This window comes from Sulfitobacter sp. 1A10359 (assembly GCF_043558145.1).
Taxonomy (GTDB): domain Bacteria; phylum Pseudomonadota; class Alphaproteobacteria; order Rhodobacterales; family Rhodobacteraceae; genus Sulfitobacter; species Sulfitobacter faviae.
Genome location: NZ_JBIFGB010000001.1, coordinates 832,573 through 855,853 on the forward strand (window position 1 = coordinate 832,573; position 23,281 = coordinate 855,853).

25 protein-coding genes are annotated in these 23,281 nt (G+C 62.6%); 12 read left to right on the forward strand and 13 right to left on the reverse strand.

The window, feature by feature from the left end:
* Window positions 1-13 precede the first annotated feature (13 nt).
* Complete coding sequence (locus ACGYK2_RS04100) at window positions 14-697, reverse strand: TIGR04283 family arsenosugar biosynthesis glycosyltransferase (RefSeq protein WP_271689533.1); 684 nt, start codon at window positions 695-697, stop codon at window positions 14-16.
* Window positions 698-761: 64 nt separating this feature from the next.
* On the opposite strand from ACGYK2_RS04100, the gene ACGYK2_RS04105 reads away from it, so the two are divergent.
* On the forward strand, window positions 762-1,508 hold the full coding sequence (locus ACGYK2_RS04105) for a folate-binding protein YgfZ (protein WP_271689532.1): 747 nt from the start codon (window positions 762-764) through the stop codon (window positions 1,506-1,508).
* 68 nt (window positions 1,509-1,576) lie between these two features.
* Here the strand turns inward: ACGYK2_RS04105 and efp are convergent, their stop codons facing one another.
* Window positions 1,577-2,140, reverse strand: coding sequence for an elongation factor P (efp, locus tag ACGYK2_RS04110; RefSeq protein WP_271689531.1), 564 nt, complete (start codon window positions 2,138-2,140; stop codon window positions 1,577-1,579).
* 221 nt (window positions 2,141-2,361) lie between these two features.
* Between efp and ACGYK2_RS04115 the strand changes: the two genes are divergently transcribed.
* Entirely contained in the window at window positions 2,362-2,682 is a 321-nt protein-coding gene (locus ACGYK2_RS04115) for a DUF6280 family protein (protein WP_007120494.1), read from the forward strand.
* Between the two features lie 128 nt (window positions 2,683-2,810).
* Window positions 2,811-4,268 (forward strand): cobyric acid synthase, encoded by a 1,458-nt coding sequence (locus tag ACGYK2_RS04120; RefSeq protein ID WP_276154444.1) that lies wholly within the window; start codon window positions 2,811-2,813, stop codon window positions 4,266-4,268.
* 32 nt (window positions 4,269-4,300) lie between these two features.
* Here the strand turns inward: ACGYK2_RS04120 and ACGYK2_RS04125 are convergent, their stop codons facing one another.
* A complete protein-coding gene (locus ACGYK2_RS04125) occupies window positions 4,301-5,413 on the reverse strand; it encodes an S-(hydroxymethyl)glutathione dehydrogenase/class III alcohol dehydrogenase (protein ID WP_271689939.1) in 1,113 nt (370 codons plus the stop codon).
* Between the two features lie 90 nt (window positions 5,414-5,503).
* Complete coding sequence (locus ACGYK2_RS04130; protein WP_271689529.1) at window positions 5,504-5,965, reverse strand: Lrp/AsnC family transcriptional regulator; 462 nt, start codon at window positions 5,963-5,965, stop codon at window positions 5,504-5,506.
* A gap of 124 nt (window positions 5,966-6,089) precedes the next feature.
* Here ACGYK2_RS04130 and ACGYK2_RS04135 point away from each other — a divergent pair, with 124 nt between their 5' ends.
* Window positions 6,090-9,491: an indolepyruvate ferredoxin oxidoreductase family protein gene (locus ACGYK2_RS04135; RefSeq protein WP_276154445.1), complete on the forward strand. Its 3,402-nt coding sequence runs from the start codon at window positions 6,090-6,092 to the stop codon at window positions 9,489-9,491.
* Here ACGYK2_RS04135 and ACGYK2_RS04140 read toward each other — a convergent pair.
* Window positions 9,483-10,580 carry a cupin domain-containing protein gene (locus tag ACGYK2_RS04140; RefSeq protein WP_271689527.1) on the reverse strand — a complete coding sequence of 366 codons (1,098 nt, stop codon included), beginning with the start codon at window positions 10,578-10,580 and terminating at the stop codon, window positions 9,483-9,485. The two genes, ACGYK2_RS04135 and ACGYK2_RS04140, sit on opposite strands and share 9 nt — an antisense overlap.
* Window positions 10,581-11,020: 440 nt before the next feature.
* On the opposite strand from ACGYK2_RS04140, the gene ACGYK2_RS04145 reads away from it, so the two are divergent.
* A complete protein-coding gene (locus ACGYK2_RS04145; protein WP_394374205.1) occupies window positions 11,021-11,998 on the forward strand; it encodes a PleD family two-component system response regulator in 978 nt (325 codons plus the stop codon).
* A gap of 52 nt (window positions 11,999-12,050) precedes the next feature.
* Here the strand turns inward: ACGYK2_RS04145 and ACGYK2_RS04150 are convergent, their stop codons facing one another.
* Both ACGYK2_RS04150 and ACGYK2_RS04155 read right to left on the reverse strand, forming a co-directional pair.
* A complete protein-coding gene (locus ACGYK2_RS04150; RefSeq protein ID WP_271689525.1) occupies window positions 12,051-12,419 on the reverse strand; it encodes a hypothetical protein in 369 nt (122 codons plus the stop codon).
* Window position 12,420: 1 nt separating this feature from the next.
* On the reverse strand, window positions 12,421-12,660 hold the full coding sequence (locus ACGYK2_RS04155; protein WP_007120503.1) for an Lrp/AsnC family transcriptional regulator: 240 nt from the start codon (window positions 12,658-12,660) through the stop codon (window positions 12,421-12,423).
* Window positions 12,661-12,819: 159 nt separating this feature from the next.
* On the opposite strand from ACGYK2_RS04155, the gene hisB reads away from it, so the two are divergent.
* Together hisB and hisH are read left to right on the forward strand one after the other, a co-directional pair.
* Window positions 12,820-13,407 carry an imidazoleglycerol-phosphate dehydratase HisB gene (gene hisB / locus ACGYK2_RS04160; RefSeq protein WP_271689522.1) on the forward strand — a complete coding sequence of 196 codons (588 nt, stop codon included), beginning with the start codon at window positions 12,820-12,822 and terminating at the stop codon, window positions 13,405-13,407.
* Between the two features lie 4 nt (window positions 13,408-13,411).
* The gene (gene hisH, locus ACGYK2_RS04165) at window positions 13,412-14,050 is read left to right on the forward strand and encodes an imidazole glycerol phosphate synthase subunit HisH (RefSeq protein ID WP_271689521.1); all 639 of its coding nucleotides are present in this window, start codon (window positions 13,412-13,414) and stop codon (window positions 14,048-14,050) included.
* Between the two features lie 175 nt (window positions 14,051-14,225).
* Here hisH and ACGYK2_RS04170 read toward each other — a convergent pair whose 3' ends face one another.
* Window positions 14,226-14,615, reverse strand: coding sequence for a DUF2147 domain-containing protein (locus tag ACGYK2_RS04170; protein WP_209219368.1), 390 nt, complete (start codon window positions 14,613-14,615; stop codon window positions 14,226-14,228).
* A gap of 129 nt (window positions 14,616-14,744) precedes the next feature.
* Between ACGYK2_RS04170 and hisA the strand changes: the two genes are divergently transcribed.
* The 3 genes from hisA to ACGYK2_RS04185 are packed head-to-tail and all read left to right on the forward strand — an operon-like array spanning window position 14,745 to window position 16,534.
* Entirely contained in the window at window positions 14,745-15,464 is a 720-nt protein-coding gene (gene hisA / locus ACGYK2_RS04175) for a 1-(5-phosphoribosyl)-5-[(5-phosphoribosylamino)methylideneamino]imidazole-4-carboxamide isomerase (protein WP_271689520.1), read from the forward strand.
* A 3-nt stretch (window positions 15,465-15,467) separates the two neighbouring features.
* Complete coding sequence (gene hisF, locus ACGYK2_RS04180) at window positions 15,468-16,229, forward strand: imidazole glycerol phosphate synthase subunit HisF (protein WP_067265192.1); 762 nt, start codon at window positions 15,468-15,470, stop codon at window positions 16,227-16,229.
* Window positions 16,226-16,534: a phosphoribosyl-ATP diphosphatase gene (locus ACGYK2_RS04185; RefSeq protein ID WP_271689516.1), complete on the forward strand. Its 309-nt coding sequence runs from the start codon at window positions 16,226-16,228 to the stop codon at window positions 16,532-16,534. The genes hisF and ACGYK2_RS04185 overlap by 4 nt, the downstream gene beginning before the upstream one ends.
* Here the strand turns inward: ACGYK2_RS04185 and ACGYK2_RS04190 are convergent, their stop codons facing one another.
* On the reverse strand, window positions 16,535-16,948 hold the full coding sequence (locus ACGYK2_RS04190; RefSeq protein WP_271689514.1) for a CoA-binding protein: 414 nt from the start codon (window positions 16,946-16,948) through the stop codon (window positions 16,535-16,537).
* Between the two features lie 173 nt (window positions 16,949-17,121).
* On the opposite strand from ACGYK2_RS04190, the gene ACGYK2_RS04195 reads away from it, so the two are divergent.
* Complete coding sequence (locus ACGYK2_RS04195; RefSeq protein WP_394374206.1) at window positions 17,122-18,396, forward strand: acyl-CoA dehydrogenase family protein; 1,275 nt, start codon at window positions 17,122-17,124, stop codon at window positions 18,394-18,396.
* 1 nt (window position 18,397) lies between these two features.
* Window positions 18,398-19,174, forward strand: a complete 777-nt coding sequence (locus ACGYK2_RS04200) for an SDR family oxidoreductase (protein ID WP_271689513.1) — start codon at window positions 18,398-18,400, stop codon at window positions 19,172-19,174.
* 6 nt (window positions 19,175-19,180) lie between these two features.
* On the opposite strand, the gene ACGYK2_RS04205 is transcribed toward ACGYK2_RS04200, so the two are convergent.
* The 4 genes from ACGYK2_RS04205 to ACGYK2_RS04220 all read right to left on the reverse strand — a co-directional run bounded on the left by ACGYK2_RS04205 (window position 19,181) and on the right by ACGYK2_RS04220 (window position 23,017).
* Window positions 19,181-20,056, reverse strand: coding sequence for an acyl-CoA thioesterase II (locus ACGYK2_RS04205; RefSeq protein ID WP_067265201.1), 876 nt, complete (start codon window positions 20,054-20,056; stop codon window positions 19,181-19,183).
* A gap of 85 nt (window positions 20,057-20,141) precedes the next feature.
* On the reverse strand, window positions 20,142-21,176 hold the full coding sequence (locus ACGYK2_RS04210; RefSeq protein WP_271689511.1) for a phosphotransferase family protein: 1,035 nt from the start codon (window positions 21,174-21,176) through the stop codon (window positions 20,142-20,144).
* Complete coding sequence (locus ACGYK2_RS04215) at window positions 21,173-22,165, reverse strand: nitronate monooxygenase family protein (RefSeq protein ID WP_271689509.1); 993 nt, start codon at window positions 22,163-22,165, stop codon at window positions 21,173-21,175. Before ACGYK2_RS04215 ends, ACGYK2_RS04210 begins: the two co-directional genes overlap by 4 nt.
* A gap of 33 nt (window positions 22,166-22,198) precedes the next feature.
* The gene (locus ACGYK2_RS04220) at window positions 22,199-23,017 is read right to left on the reverse strand and encodes an SDR family oxidoreductase (protein WP_271689507.1); all 819 of its coding nucleotides are present in this window, start codon (window positions 23,015-23,017) and stop codon (window positions 22,199-22,201) included.
* Window positions 23,018-23,281: the final 264 nt, after the last annotated feature.

Below are 23,281 nucleotides of genomic sequence, written 5' to 3' on the forward strand. Positions count from 1 at the left end.
ACCCGCGCCCCTTTCACGAACGCCGGTAGCTTTCGGCGAGCGCCTCGGGGCTGGCCCCCATCGCATAGCGGGTCAGTGTCCAGAGATTGCGCCCCCCGCGCCGCAGCCAGCCCTGACGGCGGTATTTCTCAGCACTGGTCACGGCGACGCCATTGAGCCGGGTCAAGCGACCGCGCAGGGCGCGGGCGAGCGCAACATCCTCCATCAGCGGCTGATCGGGATAGCCGCCCACCGCGTCATAAAGCGCGCGGGGCAACAGCAACCCCTGATCGCCATAGGGCAGGCCAAGACCGCTGCGCAGGTTCGCCCAGCCCGCGACCAACCGTGGCGCCAAACCGCGCTGATCGAAGCGCAGGCGGAACCACCCCGCCCCTTCGGCCCTGTGCGCCATGTGATCCTGCACCGCATCGCTCCAGCCCGGGGCCAGCACCGTGTCAGCGTGCAGCACCAAGAGCCATGCGCCCTGCGCTGCATCACACCCACGCCGCAACTGACCGCCCCGCGAGGGCGCGCCCGAGACGACCTCAGCCCCCCAGCCTTCGGCCAGCGCACGCGTGCCATCCGTGGAGCCCCCATCGCTCAAGATCACCTCGCGGATCAGCCCGGCCTGCAAACCTTCGACGAGCGCGGCGAGGCAAGCGGGCAGCGCCGTGGCCGCGTTGAGGCTGGGAATGACGACAGAGATCGGCGCGCGCATGGTTGCCCCTTTTGGATGGCTTTGACAGGTTATATGTCATGGCCAGCAATCAAAGGACACCCGCATGACCCCGCGCCGCATTCTGCGCCTCTCCGGCCCCGACACCCGCGACTTTCTGCAAGGAATCGTGACCAATGACGTCGGCAAACTGGACCAAGGCCCGGTCTATGCCGCCCTGCTGACGCCGCAGGGCAAATATATGGCCGATTTCTTTCTGATCGCCGATGGCGATGACGTTCTGCTGGACGTGGATGAAAGCCTTGGCGATATGCTGAACCAGCGGCTGTCGATGTATAAACTGCGCGCCAAGGTAACGATCACCCCCAGCGATCTGCACCTGCACCGCGGCACCGGGCCTGTACCCGACGACGCCTTAGCCGATCCGCGGCATCCCGAAATGGGCTGGCGCGCCTATCGCGACACGCCGCAAACCGAGGACGCGACCGATTGGGACGCCCTGCGCGTGGCGCATCTGATCCCCGAGACGGGGATCGAACTCACCCCCGATACCTTTATCCTTGAGGCGGGGTTTGATCGGATCAACGGGCTGGATTTCCGCAAAGGCTGCTATGTCGGCCAAGAGGTGACCGCCCGGATGAAACACAAGACCGAGTTGCGCAAAGGGCTGACCCGGGTCGAGGTCAGCGGCAGCGCCGCCCCCGGCACGGCAATCACGGCAGAGGGGAAACCCGCGGGCACGCTCTACACCCAAGCGGGCGGTCAGGCTTTGGCGCATCTGCGGTTCGACCGCGCCAAAGGCCCGATGCAGGCCGGTGATGCGCAGGTCACTTGGCCCGGCCCTGCCGCCTGAGCGCGCCAGAACAACAAAAAGCCCCGGCAAAACCGGGGCTGATTTAGCTTACGTTGGATGACGTCGCGTCAGGCGCGTTCGACATATTCCATGGTTTCGGTGTTCACCACGATGTCTTCGTCTTGGCCCACGAAGGGGGGGACGGAAATCTTTACACCGTTTTCCAAGATAGCAGGCTTGAAAGAATTCGCCGCTGTTTGGCCTTTGACGACCGGCTCTGTCTCGGCGATTTTGCAGACCACTTTTTGCGGCAGACGCGCGTTCAGCGCCTCGGCCTCATGGTACTCGACCACGATCATCATGCCGTCCTGAAGGAAGGGACGTGTGTCACCCAAAAGCTCGGCATCCAGCTGCACCTGCTCATAGGTTTCGGTGTCCATCACCACCAGCATACCGTCGTCTTCATACAGAAATTGCTGGTCTTTTTGCTCCAAACGCACGCGCTCGACCTTATCGGCGGAACGGAAGCGTTCGTTCAATTTGGAGCCGTTGCGCAGGTTGCGCATCTCGACTTGGGCAAAGGCGCCGCCCTTGCCGGGCTTCACGTGATCGACCTTCACAGCCGCCCAGAGGCCACCGTTATGTTCAAGGACGTTTCCGGGGCGGATCTCGTTTCCGTTAATCTTGGGCATGTGACAAAACCACGACATAAGGTTGATGATATGATGTCCGGGTCTATATCGGGAGGGATGGTTCCCTGCAAGCAGGCGTTATTCTCCGCTGCCGCAACAACTAGATATGCGCAAGCTGCATGGGTGGTATGCTAAATAGAGGTATCCGAATCAAAAGATATCCGTCATAAGGGCCTCCACGCCCGAATGACAAGAGCAAGAATAATCGAAAGGACGACGAGATGAAAGATTTCGTTGATGGCACCGCTTTCAACAACGAGCAAGGCAACCGCGCACGCAAGCTCTTTGCTGCTGTGGTGCTAGCTGCTTTGGATGACGCAATTGCCGATGACAAGAAATATGGCAACGGCCCTGAACAGATCGCCCGCTGGGCCCGCTCGCGCGATGGCCGCGAGGTTCTGAGCTGTGCCGGTATCGACCCCAACGAGCGGGTCGTCGAAGGCTTGATGGAATTCGTCGGCAAAGGCGTGCGGACCTCCGTCGCCCTGTCGCGTGAAGAATCCGAGCGCCGCAATGCCGCGCTTCAGGCCGAAGCCGCCTAAGACATATTCGCCAAGCGGCGCAATTGACGCAGCCTTCGGGCTGCGTTTTTTTGTGTCTGCCCCTCGGCGATGGGCTTTCCCCTGCCCCTGATTTGCGCCAATTTGCGCGAAACCAAGGGCAAGCAGACATGACCAAAGCCATTATGATCCAGGGCACCGGCAGCAATGTCGGCAAGTCGATGATCGTCGCCGGATTGATCCGCGCCTGCGCCCGGCGTGGCCTGCGTGTTCGCCCTTTCAAACCGCAGAACATGTCCAACAACGCCGCCGTCACCGAAGACGGGGGCGAGATTGGCCGCGCGCAGGCGTTGCAGGCCCGCGCGGCGGGCGTGGCCCCGCATACGGATATGAACCCGGTGCTGCTGAAACCCCAGAGCGCCACCGGCGCGCAGGTGGTGGTGCAGGGCAGGATCGCAGGTCAGCAAGAGGCGCGGGAATTTGGCCGCAACAAAGCCAGCCTGATGCCCGCGGTGCTGCAATCTTTTCACCGTTTGGCCGAAAGCTGCGACTTGATCGTGATCGAGGGCGCGGGCTCTCCGGCTGAGACGAACCTGCGGGCGGGCGACATCGCCAATATGGGCTTTGCCCGCGCCGCCGGGGTGTCGGTGGTGCTGATGGGCGATATCGACCGCGGCGGGGTGATCGCGCAAATCGTCGGCACACAGGCCGTGCTTGGTGCCGAAGACAACGCGCTGATCCGCGGCTTTGCAGTGAACAAATTCCGCGGTGACCGCAGCCTCTTTGACGCAGGGCGCGATGACATCGCCGCGCGTACCGGCTGGCCGAGCCTTGGGGTAATTCCGTGGTTCGATGCCGCCCACCGCCTGCCCGCCGAAGACGTGATGGACCTGCCCGCCCGCGCCCGCTCGGGCGGGTCGGGCTGTGTTATCGCCGTGCCGCGCCTGCCCCGGATCGCCAATTTCGATGACCTCGACCCGCTGGCCGCCGAGCCGGGCGTCGACCTGCGGATGATCATGCCGGGCAGCCCTATGCCCGCCGAGGCCGATCTGGTGCTCATGGTCGGCAGTAAATCCACGATCTCCGACCTCGAAGCCTTCCGGGCCGAGGGGTGGGACATCGACCTTGCCGCCCATATCCGGCGCGGTGGTCATGTGCTGGGGCTTTGCGGCGGCTATCAGATGCTGGGCAAGACCATCACCGACCCCGAGGGGATCGAAGGCCCGGCGGCGCGGGTGGCCGGGCTGGGGCATCTGGATGTGGAAACCATGATGGCCCCGCTCAAGCATCTATCGGAAAAACGCGGCCAGCACCCGGCCAGCGGCACCGCCCTCACTGGCTATGAGATCCATATCGGAGAAACCACCGGCCCAGATTGCGCCCGCGCGTGGCTCAGCTTCGACGGCACGCCCGAGGGCGCGGCCTCCCCTTCGGGCCGGGTGCAGGGCTGCTATATGCACGGGATTTTCAGCTCGGATGCCTTCCGCCGCGCCTATCTTGGCGGCTTCGGCGTCACCTCATCGCTGGATTTTGAAACCGGCGTGGAAGAGGCGCTGGACGCGCTGGCCGATCATGTCGAGACCTATATGGATGTCGACCTGTTCCTCTCCCTCGCGGCAGAGGTCTAGGCTGGAGAGCGCGCAGCCCTCCAGCCCAACGCTTAAAACTCGACGACTGCGCGGATCGATTCACCCTTGTGCATCAGATCGAAGCCTTCGTTGATCTGATCCAAAGTCAGTTTATGGGTGATCATCGGGTCGATCTCGATCTTGCCGTTCATGTACCAATCGACGATCTTGGGCACATCCGTCCGCCCCTTGGCCCCGCCAAAGGCGGTGCCGCGCCAGACCCGACCGGTGACCAGTTGGAAAGGCCGCGTCGAAATCTCGGCCCCCGCGGGTGCCACGCCGATGATGATGCTCTCACCCCAGCCCTTATGCGCGCATTCCAGCGCGTCGCGCATCACCTTGGTGTTGCCCGTGGCGTCAAAGGAGTAATCGGCGCCGCCCTTGGTCAGTTCAACCAGATGCCCGACCAGATCGCCGTCAACTTTCGAGGGGTTCACGAAATCGGTCATGCCGAAGTAACGCGCGGCCTCTTCCTTGTCGTCATTAAGGTCGACGCCCACGATCTGATCCGCCCCGGCCATGCGCAGGCCCTGAATGACGTTCAGACCGATGCCGCCAAGCCCAAAGACCACGCAGCGCGCGCCAAGCTCAACCTTGGCGGTGTTAATGACGGCACCGATGCCCGTGGTGACGCCACAGCCGATGTAGCAAATCTTGTCAAAAGGCGCGTCCTTGCGCACCTTGGCCAGCGCGATTTCGGGCACCACGGTGTGATTGGCGAAGGTCGAACAGCCCATGTAGTGGTGGATCGGCGTGCCATCCAGCATCGAGAAACGGGTCGTGCCGTCGGGCAGCTTGCCTTGACCTTGGGTCACGCGGATCGCCTGACACAGGTTGGTCTTACCGCTCAGGCAATATTCGCACTCCCGGCATTCGGGGGTGTAGAGCGGGATCACGTGATCGCCCGGCTCCAGCGTGGTGACGCCCTCGCCCACTTCCAGCACGACGCCTGCGCCCTCATGGCCGAGGATGGCGGGGAAGATGCCTTCGGGATCGTCGCCCGAGCGGGTGAACTCATCGGTATGGCACAGGCCGGTCGCCTTGATCTCGACCAAGACCTCGCCCCGTTTCGGGCCTTCGAGGTTCACCTCCATGATTTCAAGCGGTTTGCCGGCTTCCACGGCAACGGCGGCACGGGTTCTCATCATGGGTCTCTCCTTCGGGTGTGATCTCTGCTGCTTTATGAAGCACGCATGCGGCAAATGTCCAACGCAGAAAACGCTGCCCTGATCGCCTCAACCAGTAATCGGCGCGTCGGATTTGATCTGCCGCAGGATCACATTCGTCGTGGCCGAATTGACCGCAGGATGCAGGAACAGAAAGCTCTCCAAAAAGGCGTTATAGGCGTCGATATCACGGCACAGCACGCGCAGGTGATAATCCGCTTGGCCCGTGGTGGCGAAACATTCCGTCACCTCCGTCCGGCTTTGGATCGCGCGGATAAAGCTGGCGAGGGCCGAGGCGTCATGCCGGGTCAGATGCACATGCACCATTGCCTCGAAGCCCAGCCCCATCGCCTTGGGGTCGACTACAGCGGCATAGCGTTTGATCACCCCCGCCTGCTCCAACGCCTTGACCCGCCGCCAGCAGGCGGAAGCGGATATGTTCAGCTTTTCGGCCAGTTGTGCGTTGGGCAGGCGCGAATCCTGCTGGAGCAGGAAGACAAGCTGCCGGTCCGTCGCATACATTTCGTTCATTGGGTAAATCTTTCATTCTAAAAAGTTCTTCCGGATAATTTATCCGCTCGGCCACGACAAAGCCAGCAAAATTGGTGCAAAAATTCGCGCATCCTGCGGTATACTTCCCAATGAGGAGACCCCCATGACAGAACAACCGCGCGAATTTACCACTTATAAACTTGATGACCGCTATGATCAGACCGAAGGTCGCGTGTTCCTGACCGGGACACAGGCGCTGGTGCGCATTATGCTGGATCAGGCCCGGCGTGATCGCGCAGCGGGGTTAAATACCGCCGGTTTCGTCTCAGGCTACCGTGGCTCGCCTCTAGGCGGGCTCGATCTGGAATACTGGCGCATCAAGGACCGCGTAGCCGAGGCGGGCGCAAAATTCCTTCCGGCGGTGAACGAAGACCTCGGCGCCACCGCGGTCTTGGGCGCGCAGCAGGCCCATCTCGACCCGCAGGCGGAGGTCGAGGGCGTCTTCTCCATGTGGTACGGCAAGGGCCCGGGGGTGGACCGCTCGGGCGACGCGCTGAAACACGGAAACGCCTATGGCTCCGCGCCCAAAGGCGGCGTGCTAGTTGTAGCGGGCGACGACCACGGCTGTGTGTCGTCGTCGATGCCGCACCAGTCCGACGTGGGCTTCATGTCGTGGTTCATGCCGACGCTGAACCCGGCTTCCGTCGCCGAATATCAAGCCTTCGGCGAATACGGCATCGCGCTGTCGCGTTTCTCGGGCACATGGGTTGGCTTCAAGGCGATCTCGGAAACCGTGGAGAGCGGCGCCTCCGTGGAACTAACGCCGGACCGCGTGTTCAAACAACCCGACTACACCGCGCCGCCGGGCGGGCTCCATGTGCGGCTTGGCGACCTCCCCTCGCCCGAGATCGAGACGCGGCTGCACCACAAGCTCGACGCGGTGCAGGCCTTCATGCGCGCCAACCCGATCGACCGGCATATATACGACACGCAAGACGTCTCCTTCGGCATCGTCACCACCGGCAAGGGCCATCTCGACACGATGGAGGCGCTGCGGCTTCTGGGCCTCGACGAGGCCGCCTGCCGCCGTCTGGGCATCGACATCTACAAGATCGGCATGGTCTGGCCGCTGGCGCTGGACGACGCGCTCGACTTCGTGAAGGGCAAGCGCGAAGTGCTTGTGATCGAAGAGAAACGCGGCATCATCGAAAGCCAGTTCAAGGAGGCCTTCTACGACTGGCCCGGCTCCAAGCCCGCGCGGATGGTCGGCAAACATGACGAGAACCTCGAAGAACTGGTGCCCTGGACCGGGGAGCTGTCGCCGCTGAAGCTGGTGCCGATCATCGCCGCGCGCCTCAATGCCTTCTTCCCCGAAGAGAAGCTGCTCGAAAAAGCCCGCGCGCTGACCGACCAGCCCCCCGTGCTGCTGAACGTCCCGGGCGCCACCCGCACCCCTTATTTCTGCTCCGGCTGCCCGCATAACTCCTCCACCAAGCTGCCAGAGGGGTCGAAGGCGAACTCCGGCATCGGCTGCCATGTCATGGCCTCCTGGATGGACCGCGAGACGGCGGGTTTCGCCCAGATGGGCGGCGAAGGCGTGCCGTGGATCGCGACTTCGATGTTTAACGGGAACAAGCACGTCTTCCAGAACCTTGGCGAGGGCACCTGGTATCACTCCGGCTCGCTGGCGATCCGACAGGCGGTCGCGGCGAAGACCAACATCACCTACAAGATCCTCTACAACGACGCGGTGGCGATGACCGGCGGCCAGCCGGTGGACGGCCCCGTCTCCGTCGCCGCCATCGCGCAGGCCTGCCGCGCCGAGGGGGTGGAACGCATCGCGCTGGTCTCGGACCGGCCCGAACTGCTGCCCAAGGACGACTTCCCCGAGGGCACCACATTCGACCACCGGGGCGATCTCGACCGCGTGCAGCGCGAGCTGCGCGACATCCCGGGCGTCACCGTGCTGATTTACGAACAGACCTGCGCCACCGAGAAGCGCCGCAAGCGCAAGCGCGGGCTGATGGACGACCCGAAGAAATTCGTGATGATCAACGATCTGGTCTGCGAGGGCTGCGGCGATTGCAGCCTCGAGTCGAACTGCCTCAGCGTCGAGCCCAAGAAGACCGAGTTCGGCACCAAGCGTCAGATCAACCAGTCCACCTGCAACAAGGATTACTCCTGCCTTAACGGCTTCTGCCCCTCCTTCGTAACGGTCGAGGGCGGCAGCCGCCGCAAACGCTCGGGCGCGGGGCTGGACGTGGCGGGGCTCTCGGCGCAGTTGCCGATGCCGGAGTTGCCCAAGCTCGACCAACCCTTCAACCTGCTGGTGACCGGCGTCGGCGGCACCGGCGTGGTGACCGTGGGCGCGCTCATCACCATGGCCGCGCATCTCGAGGGGCTGGGCTCCAGCGTGCTCGACTTCACCGGTTTCGCGCAGAAGTTCGGCACCGTGCTGGGCTATGTTCGTCTGGCGAAACGCCCCGAGGAGGTGCATCAGGTGCGCATCGATCAGGGCGGCGCCGATGCGGTGATCGGCTGCGACATGGTGGTCAGCTCCGCGCCCAAGGCTTCGGCCCATTACCGGCGCGGCACCCGGATCGTGTTGAACCGCGCCGAGATGCCCACGGGCGATTTGGTGCTGAACCGCGACGCCGAGTTGCGCATCGACGACCGCGAGGCGGTGATCGCGCAGGCCGTGGGGGCCGAGAACCTTGCCGCTTTCGACGCCAACGCAATGGCCGAGAAGCTGATGGGCGACGCGGTCTTTGCCAATGTGATGATGCTGGGGTTCGCTTGGCAGAAGGGTCTCGTGCCGGTCTCGCTCACAGCGCTTGAGCAGGCAATCGAATTGAACGGTGTTGTTCCGGACAAGAACCGCGCCGCCTTTGGCTTTGGCCGGGTCATGGCGGGCAACCCGCAGGCGATCGAGGCGCATTTCGCCCCCGCGCCTGCGCCCGACGACAGTGTCGAAGGCCTGATCGCGCGGCGTATGGAATTCCTTACCGGCTACCAGAACGCCGCCTATGCCCAGCGCTACAAGGCGAAGCTCGATGCGCTGGTGGGCAAGCTGCCCGAAGGTTCCGACGACTTGATGCGCGCGGCGGCGAAATCGCTGTTCAAGCTGATGGCCTACAAGGACGAATACGAGGTCGCACGCCTGCACCGGCAAAGCGGTTTCGAGGAGCGTATCGCCGATACCTTCGAGGGCGACTACAAGGTGCACTACCACCTTGCCCCGCCCGCTTGGCCCACCGGCAAAGACGGACGCGGACGCCCCAACAAGCGCAAGTTCGGCCCCTGGATGGGCCGCGCCTTCGACCTTCTGGCGGCGATGAAACCGCTGCGCGGCACATGGGCTGACCCGTTCAGCTACGGTGCCGACCGCAAGCTCGAGGTCGGTCTGATCGGCTGGTACGAGGAGGTCATGGCAAAGGCCCCCGCCCTGCCCCATGATGCGGCGCTGGCGGTGCTTTCCGCGCCGATGGAAATCCGCGGCTACGGCCCCGTGAAAGAGGCCGCAGCCGAGAAGGTGCAGGCCGAAGTGGCCGCGCGACTAGGCTAAGAGCGTCGTCGAGAAATCACCGCGCAGCCCGGCTTCGAGCAATTCAAGGTCGGGCGAGCACTCGCTATATTGCGCCACCATGCCCGGCGGGATGACGAAGGCATCGCCTGCCTCCAATTGGCGCGGCTCCTGCCCTTCGGCGTTCAGGGTCATGCTGCCTTCCATGACGAAGCTGAAGTGAATGTCCGCGTCGTGCTTCGCGGGCGGCGGCGTGCCACCGTCGAAACGCGCCACCTGAATGCCGGCCACGCCCTTGGTGCCCTTGGTGATCCCGGTGTCGCGCGCGACGAAGCCCGGAATACGGAAGGGCTGCCACTCGGCCCCCTCCTTCACGTGATGCACGAAAGTCTGGCCGTCCCATTCGCGTGCCGGATCGCCTTTGCCGTTCGGCAGGGTCATCTCGTGGTCGATGGTGGTGACATGTTCCGCAGGAACGCCGATCTCGATCACTTCGATCGAGGGCGAGGCTTCGACAACGCGATGGCGGATGCCCGGCGGCTGGGTCACGCAATCCCCGGCATGGAGCCGGATCACATCGCCCTGTTCCTCGTAAAGCACATCAACCCAGCCCCGGTAGCAATAGATCAGTTGGAAGCCAACGGTGTGGTAATGCACCATGTCCGGCACCGGGCCGCCGTCGGGGATGCGGATGTGGCTGGCGATGATTGAGCCGCCGAGCCGCGACGGGATGAGATCGCGGTAATGCATCCCCGCGCGGCCGATCACCCATGGGGCCTCGTCCGCCAGCCGCCGCACGGCGAACTCATGCTGTGTCTCGGGCTGGTCCACGCGCGGGCTGCGCGGCAGGATCTCGATCTTCGTGCCATTGGGCGCGGTCAACTGCCGCTGCCCCTCTGCGATACTGTCGGGCGCATCGGTCAGCAGGCGCAGATGCCCCGGTGCCACATCCGCCCCCCGCTCAAGCCTCACCCGCACCCCATGGCCCGAAAAACTGGCCACCGAAGGATCATCCGCGGGAAAGATCGTCTCAAGCCGCATGCCCAGCACCTTGGTGAAGAACGGCAGATCCTCCCTAAGCTCTCGCGTGGGCAACAAGAATTCCGCCAAAACATCATCGGGCAAACGCATTTAACTCATCCTCTTCACGTATCGCGCCGCAGTTGAGCGCGCGACAGGCAAAGCGTCAACTGGGCGTTACGCACCACAGCCGATAAAATTCCCCCGACCGCTCATTTTTGGCCAGCGAGTCGCAGCGCGAAATTCGCGCGATCACAAGAACCGCAAATTCTCGCCCCGATTTCGCACCCTCACGCGCCCAATAGCGCCTGAAAGCCTGCACAATTTCCACGCAATCACCTCCCGTAATGCGGGAAAGCAAGGGGCCACGGCCATCTCTCTTCGCCAATTCAATGGTTTCGCGAGGCTTCAAAATATGGTTAATAATTTATGCAACGGCACAAGGTATTGGTGCAAAAGCGTCACAATTTCGCCGGGTTTATACGACTAGATATGAACAGATTATAAAGACACCCGGACTGCCCGTCTGCCCCACGAAAGAGGTGCCAAAAATGAAAATTCTTGCTGTCGACGATGACCCATTTATCCGCGAATTGCTGCCCGTTGTTTTCCGCGAAGCCGATTACCCCCATTTGACATTGGCCGCCTCCGGCACTGCCGCTCTGGAACTGCTCGAAACCACTAAAGAACATTTCGACTGCCTGCTCTTGGACATCGAGATGCCCGAGATGGACGGCATCACCCTATGCCGCCGCATCCGCACGCTGGAAGCCTATCAGGACACGCCGATCCTGATGGTGACCTCACGCGCCGACGCGACTGCGATCGAAAACGCCTTTGCCGCCGGGGCCAACGACTATGTGACCAAACCTTTTGACGTGAAGGACATTGCAACCCGCGTGCATATCGCCGAGCGGATGCTGGAGAACACCCAGCGCGCCCCGCGCCTTGATCCGCAGCATTTGAAAGACGTGGGCGAGCCCGGTGTCCACGATTTCGCGCTGGCGGATCCTGTGCATATCAATGGGGTCGATCAATTGGTGCTGCCCTTCTCCTTGGGCAATTACCTGTCGCAGCTTTCACGCCAACACCTTGATATCTGTCAGGTTTTCGCGGCAAAAATCGAACACATCGATGAGCTTTACGCGACCTGCAACACTGCCGAATTCGCCCGCGCCATCGCTGCTGCGGCCGAGGCCATCGCGCGCGTGGTCGATTGCCCCCAACTGCTGATGACCCATAACGGATCCGGCACGCTGCTGTGCATCGTGACAGGTGACAGCCTGCCCGCTTGGCCCGAGATCGAGGTGCTCATCCAAGGGGAGCTGGACGGCATGGACCTGCGCCATGACGACAACAGCCCGATGGCAGTGATGCTCTCCGTCGGTGGCCCGATCCAGCCCAATGCCAGCCGCACTCAGCGGGTCAGAAAAACATTCGACCGCGCCATTCGTCGCGTCGCGATGCGGCAGAAGGTCAAGCTCGACACCCCCCCGACCGAGAAACCCTCCGTCTCCGCCGCCCATTGACGACAAGGCAATCGCCTCAAGAAAAACCCGCCTCATGGGCGGGTTTACGCATTCAGTTGATGGGGAATTGCACCAAACAGCGTTCGGCGATGCGGCGGTAATCCTCAAGCGTGTCAGGCACGCTGCGCCGGTCGCGCATCACCTCCATCGCGGCACGTTTCTGCGCCCAGGTCCCCTCAACGTGGCGGTCGAGAATGCGCACGGTCACGCCCAGCATCACATTCTTCTCCCCCTCGCCAATCAACTCCGCCGCGGAAAGTGCCACGGCCGTCAGCGCCAGCGTATTGGCACAGCGCAGGGCCGCGGCTTCGCGCCCCTCATAGACCCGCGTACCCGCCGTGGCCCTGCCGGGAAAGGCCACGAGCGCGGCGATCGACAAAGCAGAACAGACGGCTGCTGTCAGGATGAGCTGGCGCGCCACCTCAAAAGACCTTGAAGGTCATCGTGGTCAAAGACCGCTCGATGCCTTCGATGTCCAACAGATTGTCATTGATGTAGACGCCCACATCTTCGCCCTTCGGAATATAAAGCTTCATCAAAAGATCATATTCGCCTGAGGTGGAATAAAGTTCGGAATGGATTTCGCGCAGGGCGATCTCTTCGGCCACACGATAGGTCGTGCCCGGTCGGCAGCGGATCTGGATGAATACGCAGGTGGTCATGTCGCGCCTCTTTCTGGGATTTGGTTCAAGCTGACATATGGGCCCTGCCCCCGCAATCCCCGATCGCGCTGCCCGTGCCTAACGGCGTTTCACCGCTTGGGCTTGGCGCGGCGGCAGGCCCTGTTATAAGGGCGCAGCAATTGCCTTCGGAGATGCCCCATGCGTCGCAGCACCCTGACCCGCACCACTGCCGAAACCGACATCACGCTCGAGATCAACCTCGACGGCACCGGCAGCTATGACAATGAAACCGGCGTCGGCTTTTTTGACCATATGCTCGACCAACTCTCGCGCCACTCGCTGATCGACATCAAGGTGCGTGCCAAGGGCGATCTGCACATCGACGACCATCACACCGTCGAAGATGTGGGCATCACCCTGGGCCAAGCACTGACCCAAGCGCTCGGCGACAAACGCGGCATCCGCCGCTACGGCTCCTGCTTGCTGGCGATGGACGACGCGCAGATCCGCTGCGCGCTCGACCTCTCTGCGCGGCCCTTCCTGATCTGGAACGTGGATTTCCCCACCAGCAGCATCGGCAAGTTCGACACCGAACTGGTCCGCGAGTTCTTCCAAGCGCTCAGCACCCACGGCGGCATCACCCTACATGTCGACGCGCTCCACGGGTTCAACAGCCACCACATCGCCGAAGCCGCTTTCAAATCCGTCGCCCGCGCCCTGCGCGAAGCGGTCGAGACCGACCCGCGCAAAGCGGACGCCATCCCCTCGACCAAGGGTGCCTTGTAAGCCAATGCTGACAGCGATCATCGACTACGAATCCGGCAACCTGCACTCCGCGCATAAAGCCTTCGAGCGTATGGCCCGCGAGCACGACGCAGGCGAAGTCATCGTGACCTCGGAGGCCGAGGTCGTGGCCCGCGCCGACCGTCTGGTCCTGCCCGGCGATGGCGCTTTTCCGGCCTGTATGGCCGCCCTGAAAGGGGCTGGCGGTCTCTATGATGCGATGGTCGAGGCGGTCGAGGAAAAGGGCCGCCCCTTCCTCGGCATCTGCGTCGGCATGCAACTGATGGCCAGCATGGGCCGCGAATATGAAGACACCCCCGGTTTGGGCTGGATCGGTGGCGAGGTGACCCAGATCACCCCGAAAGACCCGAAGCTCAAAGTCCCCCATATGGGCTGGAACGACTTGGTGATCGATCACGACCACGCGGTCTTCGACGGGCTGCAAACCGGCGATCACACCTATTTCGTGCACAGCTATCACATGGCCGTCGCCGACCCCGCCGAACGTCTGGCCCATGTCGACTACGGCGGCGAAGTCACGGCGATCATCGGCCGCGACACGATGCTGGGCATGCAGTTTCACCCGGAGAAAAGCCAAACCACCGGCCTGCGGCTGATCTCGAACTTCCTGACTTGGGCGCCTTAACCCGCGCCTGTTGAAACGTCGGAAGGTATTTAAGAAAGGATGAAGATGAAGAAAGTTCCTCTTCAACTTCATCCTTTTACAAATACCTCTGCGATGCGCTTTCCTCACGCAAAAGGCAAAGAAGGCGCGAAGGTCTTGCCCCGCGCCTTCCGACCTTGGCAGAGGTGAACTGCCCTTACTTGATGCGCGCCCAGGTCTGTTTCGAGCAGATCAGCCCGCCCGCGACGCAGCCCGAGAGTTTCAGCGAGTTGCCTGAGACATTCATCTTCCCGATGTAGATTTTGCCGTTTGACGGACGCCAAACCTTACCGGCGTATTTGCCGCCGCCCTGAGGCTTCATGTCGATGACGAGCGTTTTGCCGATATTGGGAGATTTATACTCGCCGCTGCCGTTGAAGGTGCGCGCGATGGTGCCGCAGATCGCCCCGCCGCAGGGGGCCATTTTGACATGGGCATAGGCGCCGTCATCCACTTGAGTTTTCCAAGTACCGACTGCCGGATCCGCGGCATGGGCGGCGCCGGTCAGGCCAAGGCCCAGAAGGGCCGCTGCAAAAAGCTGTTTCATGATCTCTCCTCCCGATCTGGCTTTAGTGTTAGCCACAACTTTCAATCGGGCAAGACTGACCTCGGGTCGCGTTGCAAAATCCCTGGCGACGTGCAAAAGGAAAGCGACTTCTCTAACAAGGGCCCGGCCATGATCCTTTACCCCGCTATCGATCTCAAAGACGGTCAGGCCGTGCGCCTTGTGCATGGCGACATGGACCGCGCCACCGTTTTTAACGACGATCCCGCCGCACAGGCGCTTAGCTTTGTTGAAGCGGGCTGTGATTGGCTGCATCTTGTTGACCTTAATGGCGCTTTTGCCGGGACCCCGGTGAACGCCGCCCCGGTGGAGGCGATTTTGAAAGCCTGCAAGGTGCCTGCGCAATTGGGCGGTGGCATTCGCGATATGGCGACGATCGAGGGCTGGTTGGATAAGGGGCTCGCGCGGGTCATTCTGGGCACCGTGGCGGTTGAGAACCCCGAACTGGTCCGCGAGGCGGCGCGCGCCTTTCCCGGGCAAGTTGCTGTGGGGATCGACGCACGGAATGGAAAGGTCGCGACCAAAGGTTGGGCGACGGAGACCGATGTCATGGCCACCGACCTCGCGAAATCCTTTGAGGACGCAGGTGTGGCCGCGATCATCTACACTGACATCATGCGCGATGGCGCGATGGGCGGGCCGAATGTGGAAGCGACAGCCGATCTGGCGCGGGCCGTTTCGATCCCGGTGATTGCCTCGGGCGGGGTGTCATCGCTCGAAGACTTGGGCGCGTTGCGGGACACCGGGGTCATCGAGGGCGCGATCTCGGGGCGCGCGCTTTATGATGGCGCGATTGATCTGGCCGAAGCCATGAAGATGTTGAAGGGCTGAGCCATGCTAAAGACCCGCATCATCCCCTGTCTCGACGTGGCCGATGGCCGTGTGGTCAAGGGTGTGAACTTCGTCGGCCTGCGTGATGCGGGCGATCCGGTGGATGCCGCGATTGCCTATGATGCGGCGGGGGCGGATGAGCTTTGTTTTCTCGACATTCACGCCACCCATGAAAATCGCGGCACGATGTTCGATCTGGTCACCCGCACCGCTGAGCATTGCTATATCCCGCTGACCGTGGGCGGCGGCGTGCGGACCGTGGCGGATGTGCGGGCCTTGCTGCTGGCGGGGGCCGATAAGGTCAGTTTCAACTCCGCCGCTGTGGCAAACCCCGATGTAATCGCCGAAGCGGCGGATCATTTTGGCAGCCAGTGCATCGTCTGCGCGATTGACGCCAAGACCGTAAGCCCCGGCAAATGGGAGATTTTCACCCATGGTGGGCGCAAGCCCACGGGCATCGATGCGGTCGAATTCGCCCGCACCGTGGCCGCCAAGGGCGCAGGTGAAATTCTGCTGACTTCCATGGACCGCGATGGCACCAAACAGGGGTTCAACCTGCCGCTGACCCGCGCGATCTCTGATGCCGTGTCTGTGCCGGTGATCGCCTCCGGCGGGGTCGGCAATTTGGATCATCTTGTCGATGGGGTGATCGAAGGTGGCGCCTCGGCGGTGCTGGCCGCCTCCATCTTTCACTTTGGCGAATATACCGTGCAGGAGGCAAAACAGCATATGGCTGCCGCTGGCATTCCGATGAGGCTTTCATGACACTCGATGACCTATACGCCACCATTCTGAGCCGCAAAAACGCTGATCCTTCAAGCAGTTGGACCGCGCAACTGTTGGCCAAGGGGCCAGAGAAATGCGCTGAAAAGTTCGGCGAAGAGGCGGTCGAGGCAATCATCGAGGCGGTGAAGGATGACCGCAAAGGTCTGACCTCGGAAGCCGCGGATGTGCTCTACCACCTGTTGGTGATGCTGGCGGCCCGAGATGTGCCGCTGAGCGATGTGCTGGATGAGTTGGCGCGGCGGCAATCGACCTCCGGCATCGCCGAAAAGGCCGCCCGGAAATAATCAGCCCATAAGGCGTGGAATTTCCATTTTGGGGCAGCGGTCTTGGATCACATCCACGCCGCGTGCTTCGGCCTTGGCCGCCGCTTCGGCATTGGTGATGCCCATTTGCATCCAGATGGTCTCAAGCTCGGGGAAAGCCTCTAGCGCCTCATCCACGACGGGGGGCACATCCTCGGACCGGCGAAAAATATCGACCATTTGCACCGGCGGGTCGATCTCGGCCAGAGTGGCGACGATGGTCTTGCCAAAGACCTCCTTGCCCGCGTGCACCGGGTTTACCGGAACCACGTCATACCCTTTTTGTGCAAGGTATTCAGCGACATAGTGGCTGGGCCGCGCCGGATTGGGGGAAACACCGACCACCGCAATGCGGCGGGTGCGGGTGAGAACGTCTTTGATCAATGCATCTGTCATAGGCCTGATCTAAGCGCCTGCGCGCGGGTTTCAACGGCTTAATGACGCGGCGTAAAGCCTGCCGCCCCCTGCCCGCGATTGGCAAGGCCGCGGCGATTGCATAGGCTCGCCCCAAAGGGCCGCCTGTGGAGGAACCGGGCAGCACCGCGAACCATCATCACCGGGAGCATAGGATGATCGATCAGACCTTGGATATGAACAATCTCGAAATGTCGGAGAAGGCCAAGCCACTGCTGGCGGCGGTCATCAAGCACATCCGTGAGAATGTCGATCCGATCACCGAGGAGTTCTTTCGCCTTGGCGAAGGCCGCGCCGACCGCTGGTCCTATGCGCCCGGTCAGTTGGAATTGCTCGACGGGGCCAAGCAAAAAGCGCGGGAGGCGGGATTGTGGAACTTCTTCCTGCCCAATGCCGAAACCGGTGAAGGGCTGGCGAACCTTGATTACGCCTATATCGCCGCCGAATTGGGCAAGAGCCCGCTGGCCCCGGAGAGCCTGAACTGTTCCGCCCCCGATACCGGCAATATGGAGGTGTTGGAGCGTGTGGGCACGCCTGAGCAGAAAGAGCGCTGGTTGAAGCCGTTGCTTGCGGGCGAAATCCGCTCGGCCTTTGCCATGACAGAGCCGGATGTGGCGTCTTCGGACGCGCGGAATATCTCGACCAGCGCGGTGCTGGATGGCGACGATTGGGTGATTAATGGCGAGAAGTTCTACATCTCCGGCGCGGGCGATCCGCGTTGCAAGATCATGATTGTCATGGTGAAAACCTCGCCCGAGGCCGAGACTTTCCGCCAGCAGAGCCAGATCCTCGTGCCCATGGACACGCCGGGGGTGGAGATCCTCGGGCCGATGCATGTCTTTGGCCATGATGACGCGCCGCATGGGCATATGCATATCCGTTTCACCGATGTGCGCGTGCCGCGCGAAAACGTGCTTTGGGGCGAAGGGCGTGGGTTCGAGATCAGTCAGGTGCGGCTTGGGCCGGGGCGGATTCACCACTGCATGCGCTCGATCGGGGCGGCGGAAAAGGCGCTGGACCTGATGATCGAACGCGGGCTCGGGCGCGAGGCTTTTGGCAAGAAGATCATCGACCTCGGCAAGAACATGGAAACGATCAGCCGCGCGCGGATCGACATTGAAGCCATGCGGCTGATGGTGTTGAAAGCGGCCAAGGCGATGGATGTCTTGGGCAATAAAGAGGCGCGCATCTGGGTCAGCATGATCAAGGCGCTGGTGCCGGAAAAGGCCTGCGAGATCATCGACGCCTCCATGCAGGTGCATGGGGCGATGGGGATGAGCCAGTGGAGCCCGCTTTCGGGCATGTACACGTGGCAGCGCGCGCTGCGCTTTGCCGATGGGCCGGATGAAGTGCACCATCAGGTGATCGCCCGGGCCGAGGTGAAGGCCTTTCAGGCGTCGAACGCGCGCGGCTCTGGCAGCGACAGCTGATATGGAGCTCGCGGGCCGCGTCATCGTCATCACCGGGGCCGCCAGCGGCATCGGGCGGGCCTTGGCGCTGCGCTTTGCCGAGGAGGCGCCTGCGCATATCGTCTGTGTAGACATCGACAGCGCGGGGGCCGAGGCGACGGCGGCTGAGGTCGGCGGCACGGCCTTTCGCGTCGATGTCGCGCGCGAGGCGGAGATCGTCCCGCTGATCGCCACGGTCGAACGTGACATCGGGCCGATTGATCTTTTCTGCTCCAACGCCGGTATCTCGGTCGAGGGCGGCGTCGAAGTCCCGGATGCCGAGTGGCAGCGCATTTGGGAGATCAACCTGATGAGCCATGTCCGCGCAGCGCGGCATCTGGTGCCGCTGATGCGGGCGCGCGGGGGTGGCTATCTGCTCAACACCGCCTCGGCGGCGGGGCTGCTTAATCAGGTCGGCGCGGCGCCCTATGGGGTGACAAAACACGCCGCCGTCGGCCTCGCCGAATGGCTGGCGATGAGCTATGGCGACGACGGAATCAAGGTCTCTGTGCTCTGCCCGCAAGCGGTCCGGACCGAGATGATGCGCGGACTGGAGGACCATGTCGCCGCGATTGACGGCATGTTGGAGCCTGAGCCGGTGGCCGAAGCCTGCGTGCAGGCGATCCGCGATGAGGTCTTTCTGGTGCTGCCGCATCCGCAGGTGCGCGACTATATGCGAGGCAAGGCGCAGGATTATGACCGCTGGATCGGCGGAATGCGCAAGCTGAACCGGCGCTTTGGGGCGGCGAAAGAAAGCTAGCGGCCCCTAGCTCTCACCCTTGGGCCGGATCGGGCGCAGCAGCCCCTCCTGCGCCACGCTCGCCACCAATTGCCCGTTTTGATTGTAGATCATCCCACGATTGAACCCCCGCGCCCCCCCGGTAAAGGGCGCGTCGAGCGCATAGAGGTGCCACTCGTCAAAGCGGATCGGCGCGTGAAACCACATGGCGTGATCAAGGCTGGCCGTCATTACCTTGCCTTGAAACCACGTCAGCCCATGAGGCCGCAGAGAGGAGCCGAGCAGGTTCATGTCCGAGGCATAGGCCAGCAGCGCGTGCTGCATCACCGGGTTTTGCCCTTCGGCGGCCCCCATGCGGAACCACAGATAGTTGCGGTCGCTCACTTTTTCCGGCGTCATGAAATCGCGCGGCTCGACCTCGCGAATCTCGATGGGGCGCTCGCGCAGGAAGTCCCCACGGTATTTCTCGGGCAGCTTCTCGGCAAAGGCCTCGCGCAATTCAGGCCGGTCGGGCCAGTTCTCAGGGGCCGAAACCTGCGGCATCTCATGCTGCCAATCGAACCCCTCCTCTTCGACCTGAAAAGAGGCGGAGAGGTTCAGGATCTGCTTGCCATGCTGGATCGCCACCACACGCCGGGTCGTGAAACTGCCCCCGTCGCGGGCGCGATCGACCTGATAGATCACCGGAATTTTCGGGTCGCCGGGCCGGATGAAATAGGCATGAAGCGAATGGCAGGCCCGGTCTGGCACCGTCCGGTAAGCCGCCATCAGCGCCTGCGCGATAACATGACCGCCGAAAATCCGCATTGAGGTCTCACCGCCAGCACCCGTGCCCCGAAACAGATCGACCTCAAGCTGTTCGATATCCAACAGATCAAGCAATTGCCGCGCAGCATTGGTCATGGGTCATCCTTTCGGGCCGGGGTGTTTCGGCCCTAGCAACAGGTTTTCACCACAAAGCTCAAGCGCCAAACGCCCCGCCGCCCGCTCAGCGGTCGCGATCCAGCGCCTCCAGCCCGTGGCGCGCAAAAACCGGGACGTATTGCCCTAATTTCAACCCATATTCGGGGTTTGAGGCATTGCCCTCCAAGGCGCGTTTCAACACGCCTTGGATGATCGCCGCCATGCGGAAAAAGCAAAAGGCGAGGTAATAGCCGAAGTTGTCGATGCCCTTCAGCCCGCGCCTGCGGCAATAGGCGGCGATGAATTCGGCATCGCTGGGCAGGCCAAGCGCCCTGCGGTCCACCCCGGCCAAGCCGCGCCCCTCGGCCCCCACGGGCATCTGCCACTGCATGATAACGGCGGCGAGATCGGCAAAGGGATGGCCGATGGTCGACAGTTCCCAATCCAAAACCGCACGGCAGGCGGTGCCATGGGTGTCGAAGATCATATTGTCGATCCGGTAATCGCCATGCACCAACGTCCGCTGCCCGTCCTCCTCGGGCAGCTCGGCGCTGAGGCGCTGCACCAGCCTATCCATATCCGGCTGCGGCTCGGTCTCCGACGCGCGGTATTGTTTCGACCAGCGCGCCACCTGCCGCTCGAAATAGTTGCCGGGCGGGCCATAATCTGACAGCCCCGCGGCGTCGATATCGACCTCATGCAGCGCGGCCAGCACGCCATTCATCTCATCCATGACCGCGCCACGCTCTGCCGGGGTGAGCTCCGGCAGCGTGGGATCGTTGAAGTTGCGCCCCGGGACATGGTCCATGACATAGAACATCGAGCCGATGACGCTCTCGTCTTCGCAAAGCAGATGCATCCGAGCGACAGGCACCTGACTGCCCGCCAAAGCCTTCTGCACCCGAAACTCCCGATCCACCGCATGGGCCGATTTCAACAGCACCCCCGGGGGTTTGCGGCGCAGCACATAGTCATGCGCCGGGGTCGAAAGCAGGAATGTCGGATTGGACTGCCCGGCCCGAAACTTCGTGACCTCCAACGGCCCTGCAAAGCCCGGCAGGTTCGCCTCCAACCAGCGGCAAACGGCGTCCTCATTCAGGGTTTGGGTATCCGTGCTCACTGTGCGAACTCCGCTGCCAACCTTGCGCCAGCGGCGCGATACTCCGCCTCGATACGGTCCACCAAGTCGGCCGCGCCGCCGATCTCTTTGACAGCGCCAATCCCCTGCCCCGCGCCCCAGATTTCCTTCCACGCCTTGGGTTTGGACGATCCAGAGCCAAAATTCATCGAAGAGGCATCCGCCGATGGCAGATTGTCCGGGTCGAGCCCCGCCGCCTCGATCGATGGGCGCAGATAGTTGCCCGACACCCCGGTGAAGAGCGAAGAGGTCACAATGTCATCCGCCCCGCCCGAGACGATCATATCCTTGTAGCCCGGCACGGCGTTCGCCTCTCGCGTGGCGATGAAGGCCGAGCCCATGTAGCCCAAATCGGCCCCCATGGCGCGGGCTGCCAACAGCCCCTCGCCCGTGGCCAAGGCCCCGGAAAGCAAAAGCGGCCCGTCGAACCATTCGCGGATTTCGCGGATCAGCGCGAAGGGCGACTGCGGCCCCGCATGGCCCCCGGCCCCCGCGGCCACGGCAATCAGCCCATCCGCGCCCTTCTCGATCGCCTTGCGCGCGAAACGGTTGTTGATGACGTCATGCAGCGTCACGCCGCCACAGGAATGTGCGGCCTCGTTCACCTCGACCCGCGCGCCGAGCGAGGTGATCCAGATCGGCACCTTATGTTTGACGCAAATCTCAAGATCACGCTCCAACCGGGCATTCGACCGATGCACGATCTGGTTGACCGCGAAAGGGGCCGCGGGCCGGTCGGGGTTATCCTGATTGTGCTTGTCCAAGGCTTCGGTGATCTGGGTCAACCAAGCATCCAACAAGGGCGGCTCACCCTCCGCCTCCCGCGCATTCAGCGCCGGGAAAGACCCGACGATCCCCGCCTTGCACTGCGCGATGACCAGCTCAGGCCCCGATAGAATGAACATCGGCGAGGCGACCAGCGGCAGGCGCAGGCCGCGCAGGGCTTGGGGTAGATGGCTGTCGTCACGCATATGGGGTCTCCGTTCGGGGTCTATCGTTCGGCATCACAATGCCTTTTCAAAAATATTCGGTCCCGACATCACATTGATGCCGCCGCTGACCGGGATCACGGCCCCGGTGACATAGGCGCCGCCGCGTCCGCAGAGAAACAGCATGCAGCCCGCGATATCTTCATCCCGTCCAACACGGCCAAGCGGGACATCCTGCCCCACCGCGGCCCGCGTCTTCTCATCGCCCGTGGCGAAAGCCGTCATGCGCGAGACGAAGGGCCCCGGCGCCAGTGCATTCACGGTGATCCCTTCCCCGGCCAACTCCTTGGCGAGGATTTTGCTCAGATGAATGACCGCAGCCTTGGACGCGGCATAGCTATAGGCGCCGTCGCCCATCTCGCGCTCCCCCATGACCGACCCGACATTGACGACCCGCGCGGGATCATCTACCGTGGCCCCGGCGCTGAGAAGCGGCAACAACTTTTGCGTAAGATCGAAAAGCCCGGCGACATTGACGCCCATGACCTTATCCCAAGCCCGGTAAGGGAACTGCCCCAAGGGCGCACCCCAAGTCACGCCCGCGTTGTTCATCAAGATATGCAGCTGATCGCTGCGTGTCTGAACCTCAGCCACGAGCGCATCCACGCCAGCCTCAGTCCCCACATCGCCCGCGAATCCTTCGGCGCTGCCCCGCGCGCCAAGCGCATTCAGCTCATCGGCCACCGCCGCGCAGACCTCTCCGTTCCGGCTGGCCAAAAGGACCCGTGCCCCGGCCCGAACCAAAGCCTCGGCCGCCATCCGCCCGATGCCCGTGGCCCCGCCGGTGATCAAAGCGGTCTTTCCCTCCAAGCCAAAGAGCGTCTCGATATCCATGCCCCGCCTCCCAACGTCGACTGTCGCCGCTACTGTGACAGGGCTTTGGGCAGCGTCAAGCGGATGCCCAACACAGGTCCGGGTAACCGGGCGTCATATGGTTCTTGCTGGTCGGGAGATTACCCCCCTCCAACGCAAAACCGCCGCAGCTTTGCGCTGCGGCGGTTTTGTTATTCTGATCATCGTAGAGAGATACTGTAGTCTAGGAACTTATTAGGTTTGGCGATGACCTACTCTCCCACGTCTTAAGACGCAGTACCATCG

Coding starts and splice junctions, on each gene's coding strand:
- ACGYK2_RS04100 (WP_271689533.1), bottom strand. CDS start 697: ATGCGCGCGCCGATCTCTGTCGTCATTCCCAGCCTCAACGCGGCCACG.
- ACGYK2_RS04105 (WP_271689532.1), top strand. CDS start 762: ATGACCCCGCGCCGCATTCTGCGCCTCTCCGGCCCCGACACCCGCGAC.
- efp (WP_271689531.1), bottom strand. CDS start 2,140: ATGCCCAAGATTAACGGAAACGAGATCCGCCCCGGAAACGTCCTTGAA.
- ACGYK2_RS04115 (WP_007120494.1), top strand. CDS start 2,362: ATGAAAGATTTCGTTGATGGCACCGCTTTCAACAACGAGCAAGGCAAC.
- ACGYK2_RS04120 (WP_276154444.1), top strand. CDS start 2,811: ATGACCAAAGCCATTATGATCCAGGGCACCGGCAGCAATGTCGGCAAG.
- ACGYK2_RS04125 (WP_271689939.1), bottom strand. CDS start 5,413: ATGAGAACCCGTGCCGCCGTTGCCGTGGAAGCCGGCAAACCGCTTGAA.
- ACGYK2_RS04130 (WP_271689529.1), bottom strand. CDS start 5,965: ATGAACGAAATGTATGCGACGGACCGGCAGCTTGTCTTCCTGCTCCAG.
- ACGYK2_RS04135 (WP_276154445.1), top strand. CDS start 6,090: ATGACAGAACAACCGCGCGAATTTACCACTTATAAACTTGATGACCGC.
- ACGYK2_RS04140 (WP_271689527.1), bottom strand. CDS start 10,580: ATGCGTTTGCCCGATGATGTTTTGGCGGAATTCTTGTTGCCCACGCGA.
- ACGYK2_RS04145 (WP_394374205.1), top strand. CDS start 11,021: ATGAAAATTCTTGCTGTCGACGATGACCCATTTATCCGCGAATTGCTG.
- ACGYK2_RS04155 (WP_007120503.1), bottom strand. CDS start 12,660: ATGACCACCTGCGTATTCATCCAGATCCGCTGCCGACCGGGCACGACC.
- hisB (WP_271689522.1), top strand. CDS start 12,820: ATGCGTCGCAGCACCCTGACCCGCACCACTGCCGAAACCGACATCACG.
- hisH (WP_271689521.1), top strand. CDS start 13,412: ATGCTGACAGCGATCATCGACTACGAATCCGGCAACCTGCACTCCGCG.
- ACGYK2_RS04170 (WP_209219368.1), bottom strand. CDS start 14,615: ATGAAACAGCTTTTTGCAGCGGCCCTTCTGGGCCTTGGCCTGACCGGC.
- hisA (WP_271689520.1), top strand. CDS start 14,745: ATGATCCTTTACCCCGCTATCGATCTCAAAGACGGTCAGGCCGTGCGC.
- hisF (WP_067265192.1), top strand. CDS start 15,468: ATGCTAAAGACCCGCATCATCCCCTGTCTCGACGTGGCCGATGGCCGT.
- ACGYK2_RS04185 (WP_271689516.1), top strand. CDS start 16,226: ATGACACTCGATGACCTATACGCCACCATTCTGAGCCGCAAAAACGCT.
- ACGYK2_RS04190 (WP_271689514.1), bottom strand. CDS start 16,948: ATGACAGATGCATTGATCAAAGACGTTCTCACCCGCACCCGCCGCATT.
- ACGYK2_RS04195 (WP_394374206.1), top strand. CDS start 17,122: ATGATCGATCAGACCTTGGATATGAACAATCTCGAAATGTCGGAGAAG.
- ACGYK2_RS04200 (WP_271689513.1), top strand. CDS start 18,398: ATGGAGCTCGCGGGCCGCGTCATCGTCATCACCGGGGCCGCCAGCGGC.
- ACGYK2_RS04205 (WP_067265201.1), bottom strand. CDS start 20,056: ATGACCAATGCTGCGCGGCAATTGCTTGATCTGTTGGATATCGAACAG.
- ACGYK2_RS04215 (WP_271689509.1), bottom strand. CDS start 22,165: ATGCGTGACGACAGCCATCTACCCCAAGCCCTGCGCGGCCTGCGCCTG.
- ACGYK2_RS04220 (WP_271689507.1), bottom strand. CDS start 23,017: ATGGATATCGAGACGCTCTTTGGCTTGGAGGGAAAGACCGCTTTGATC.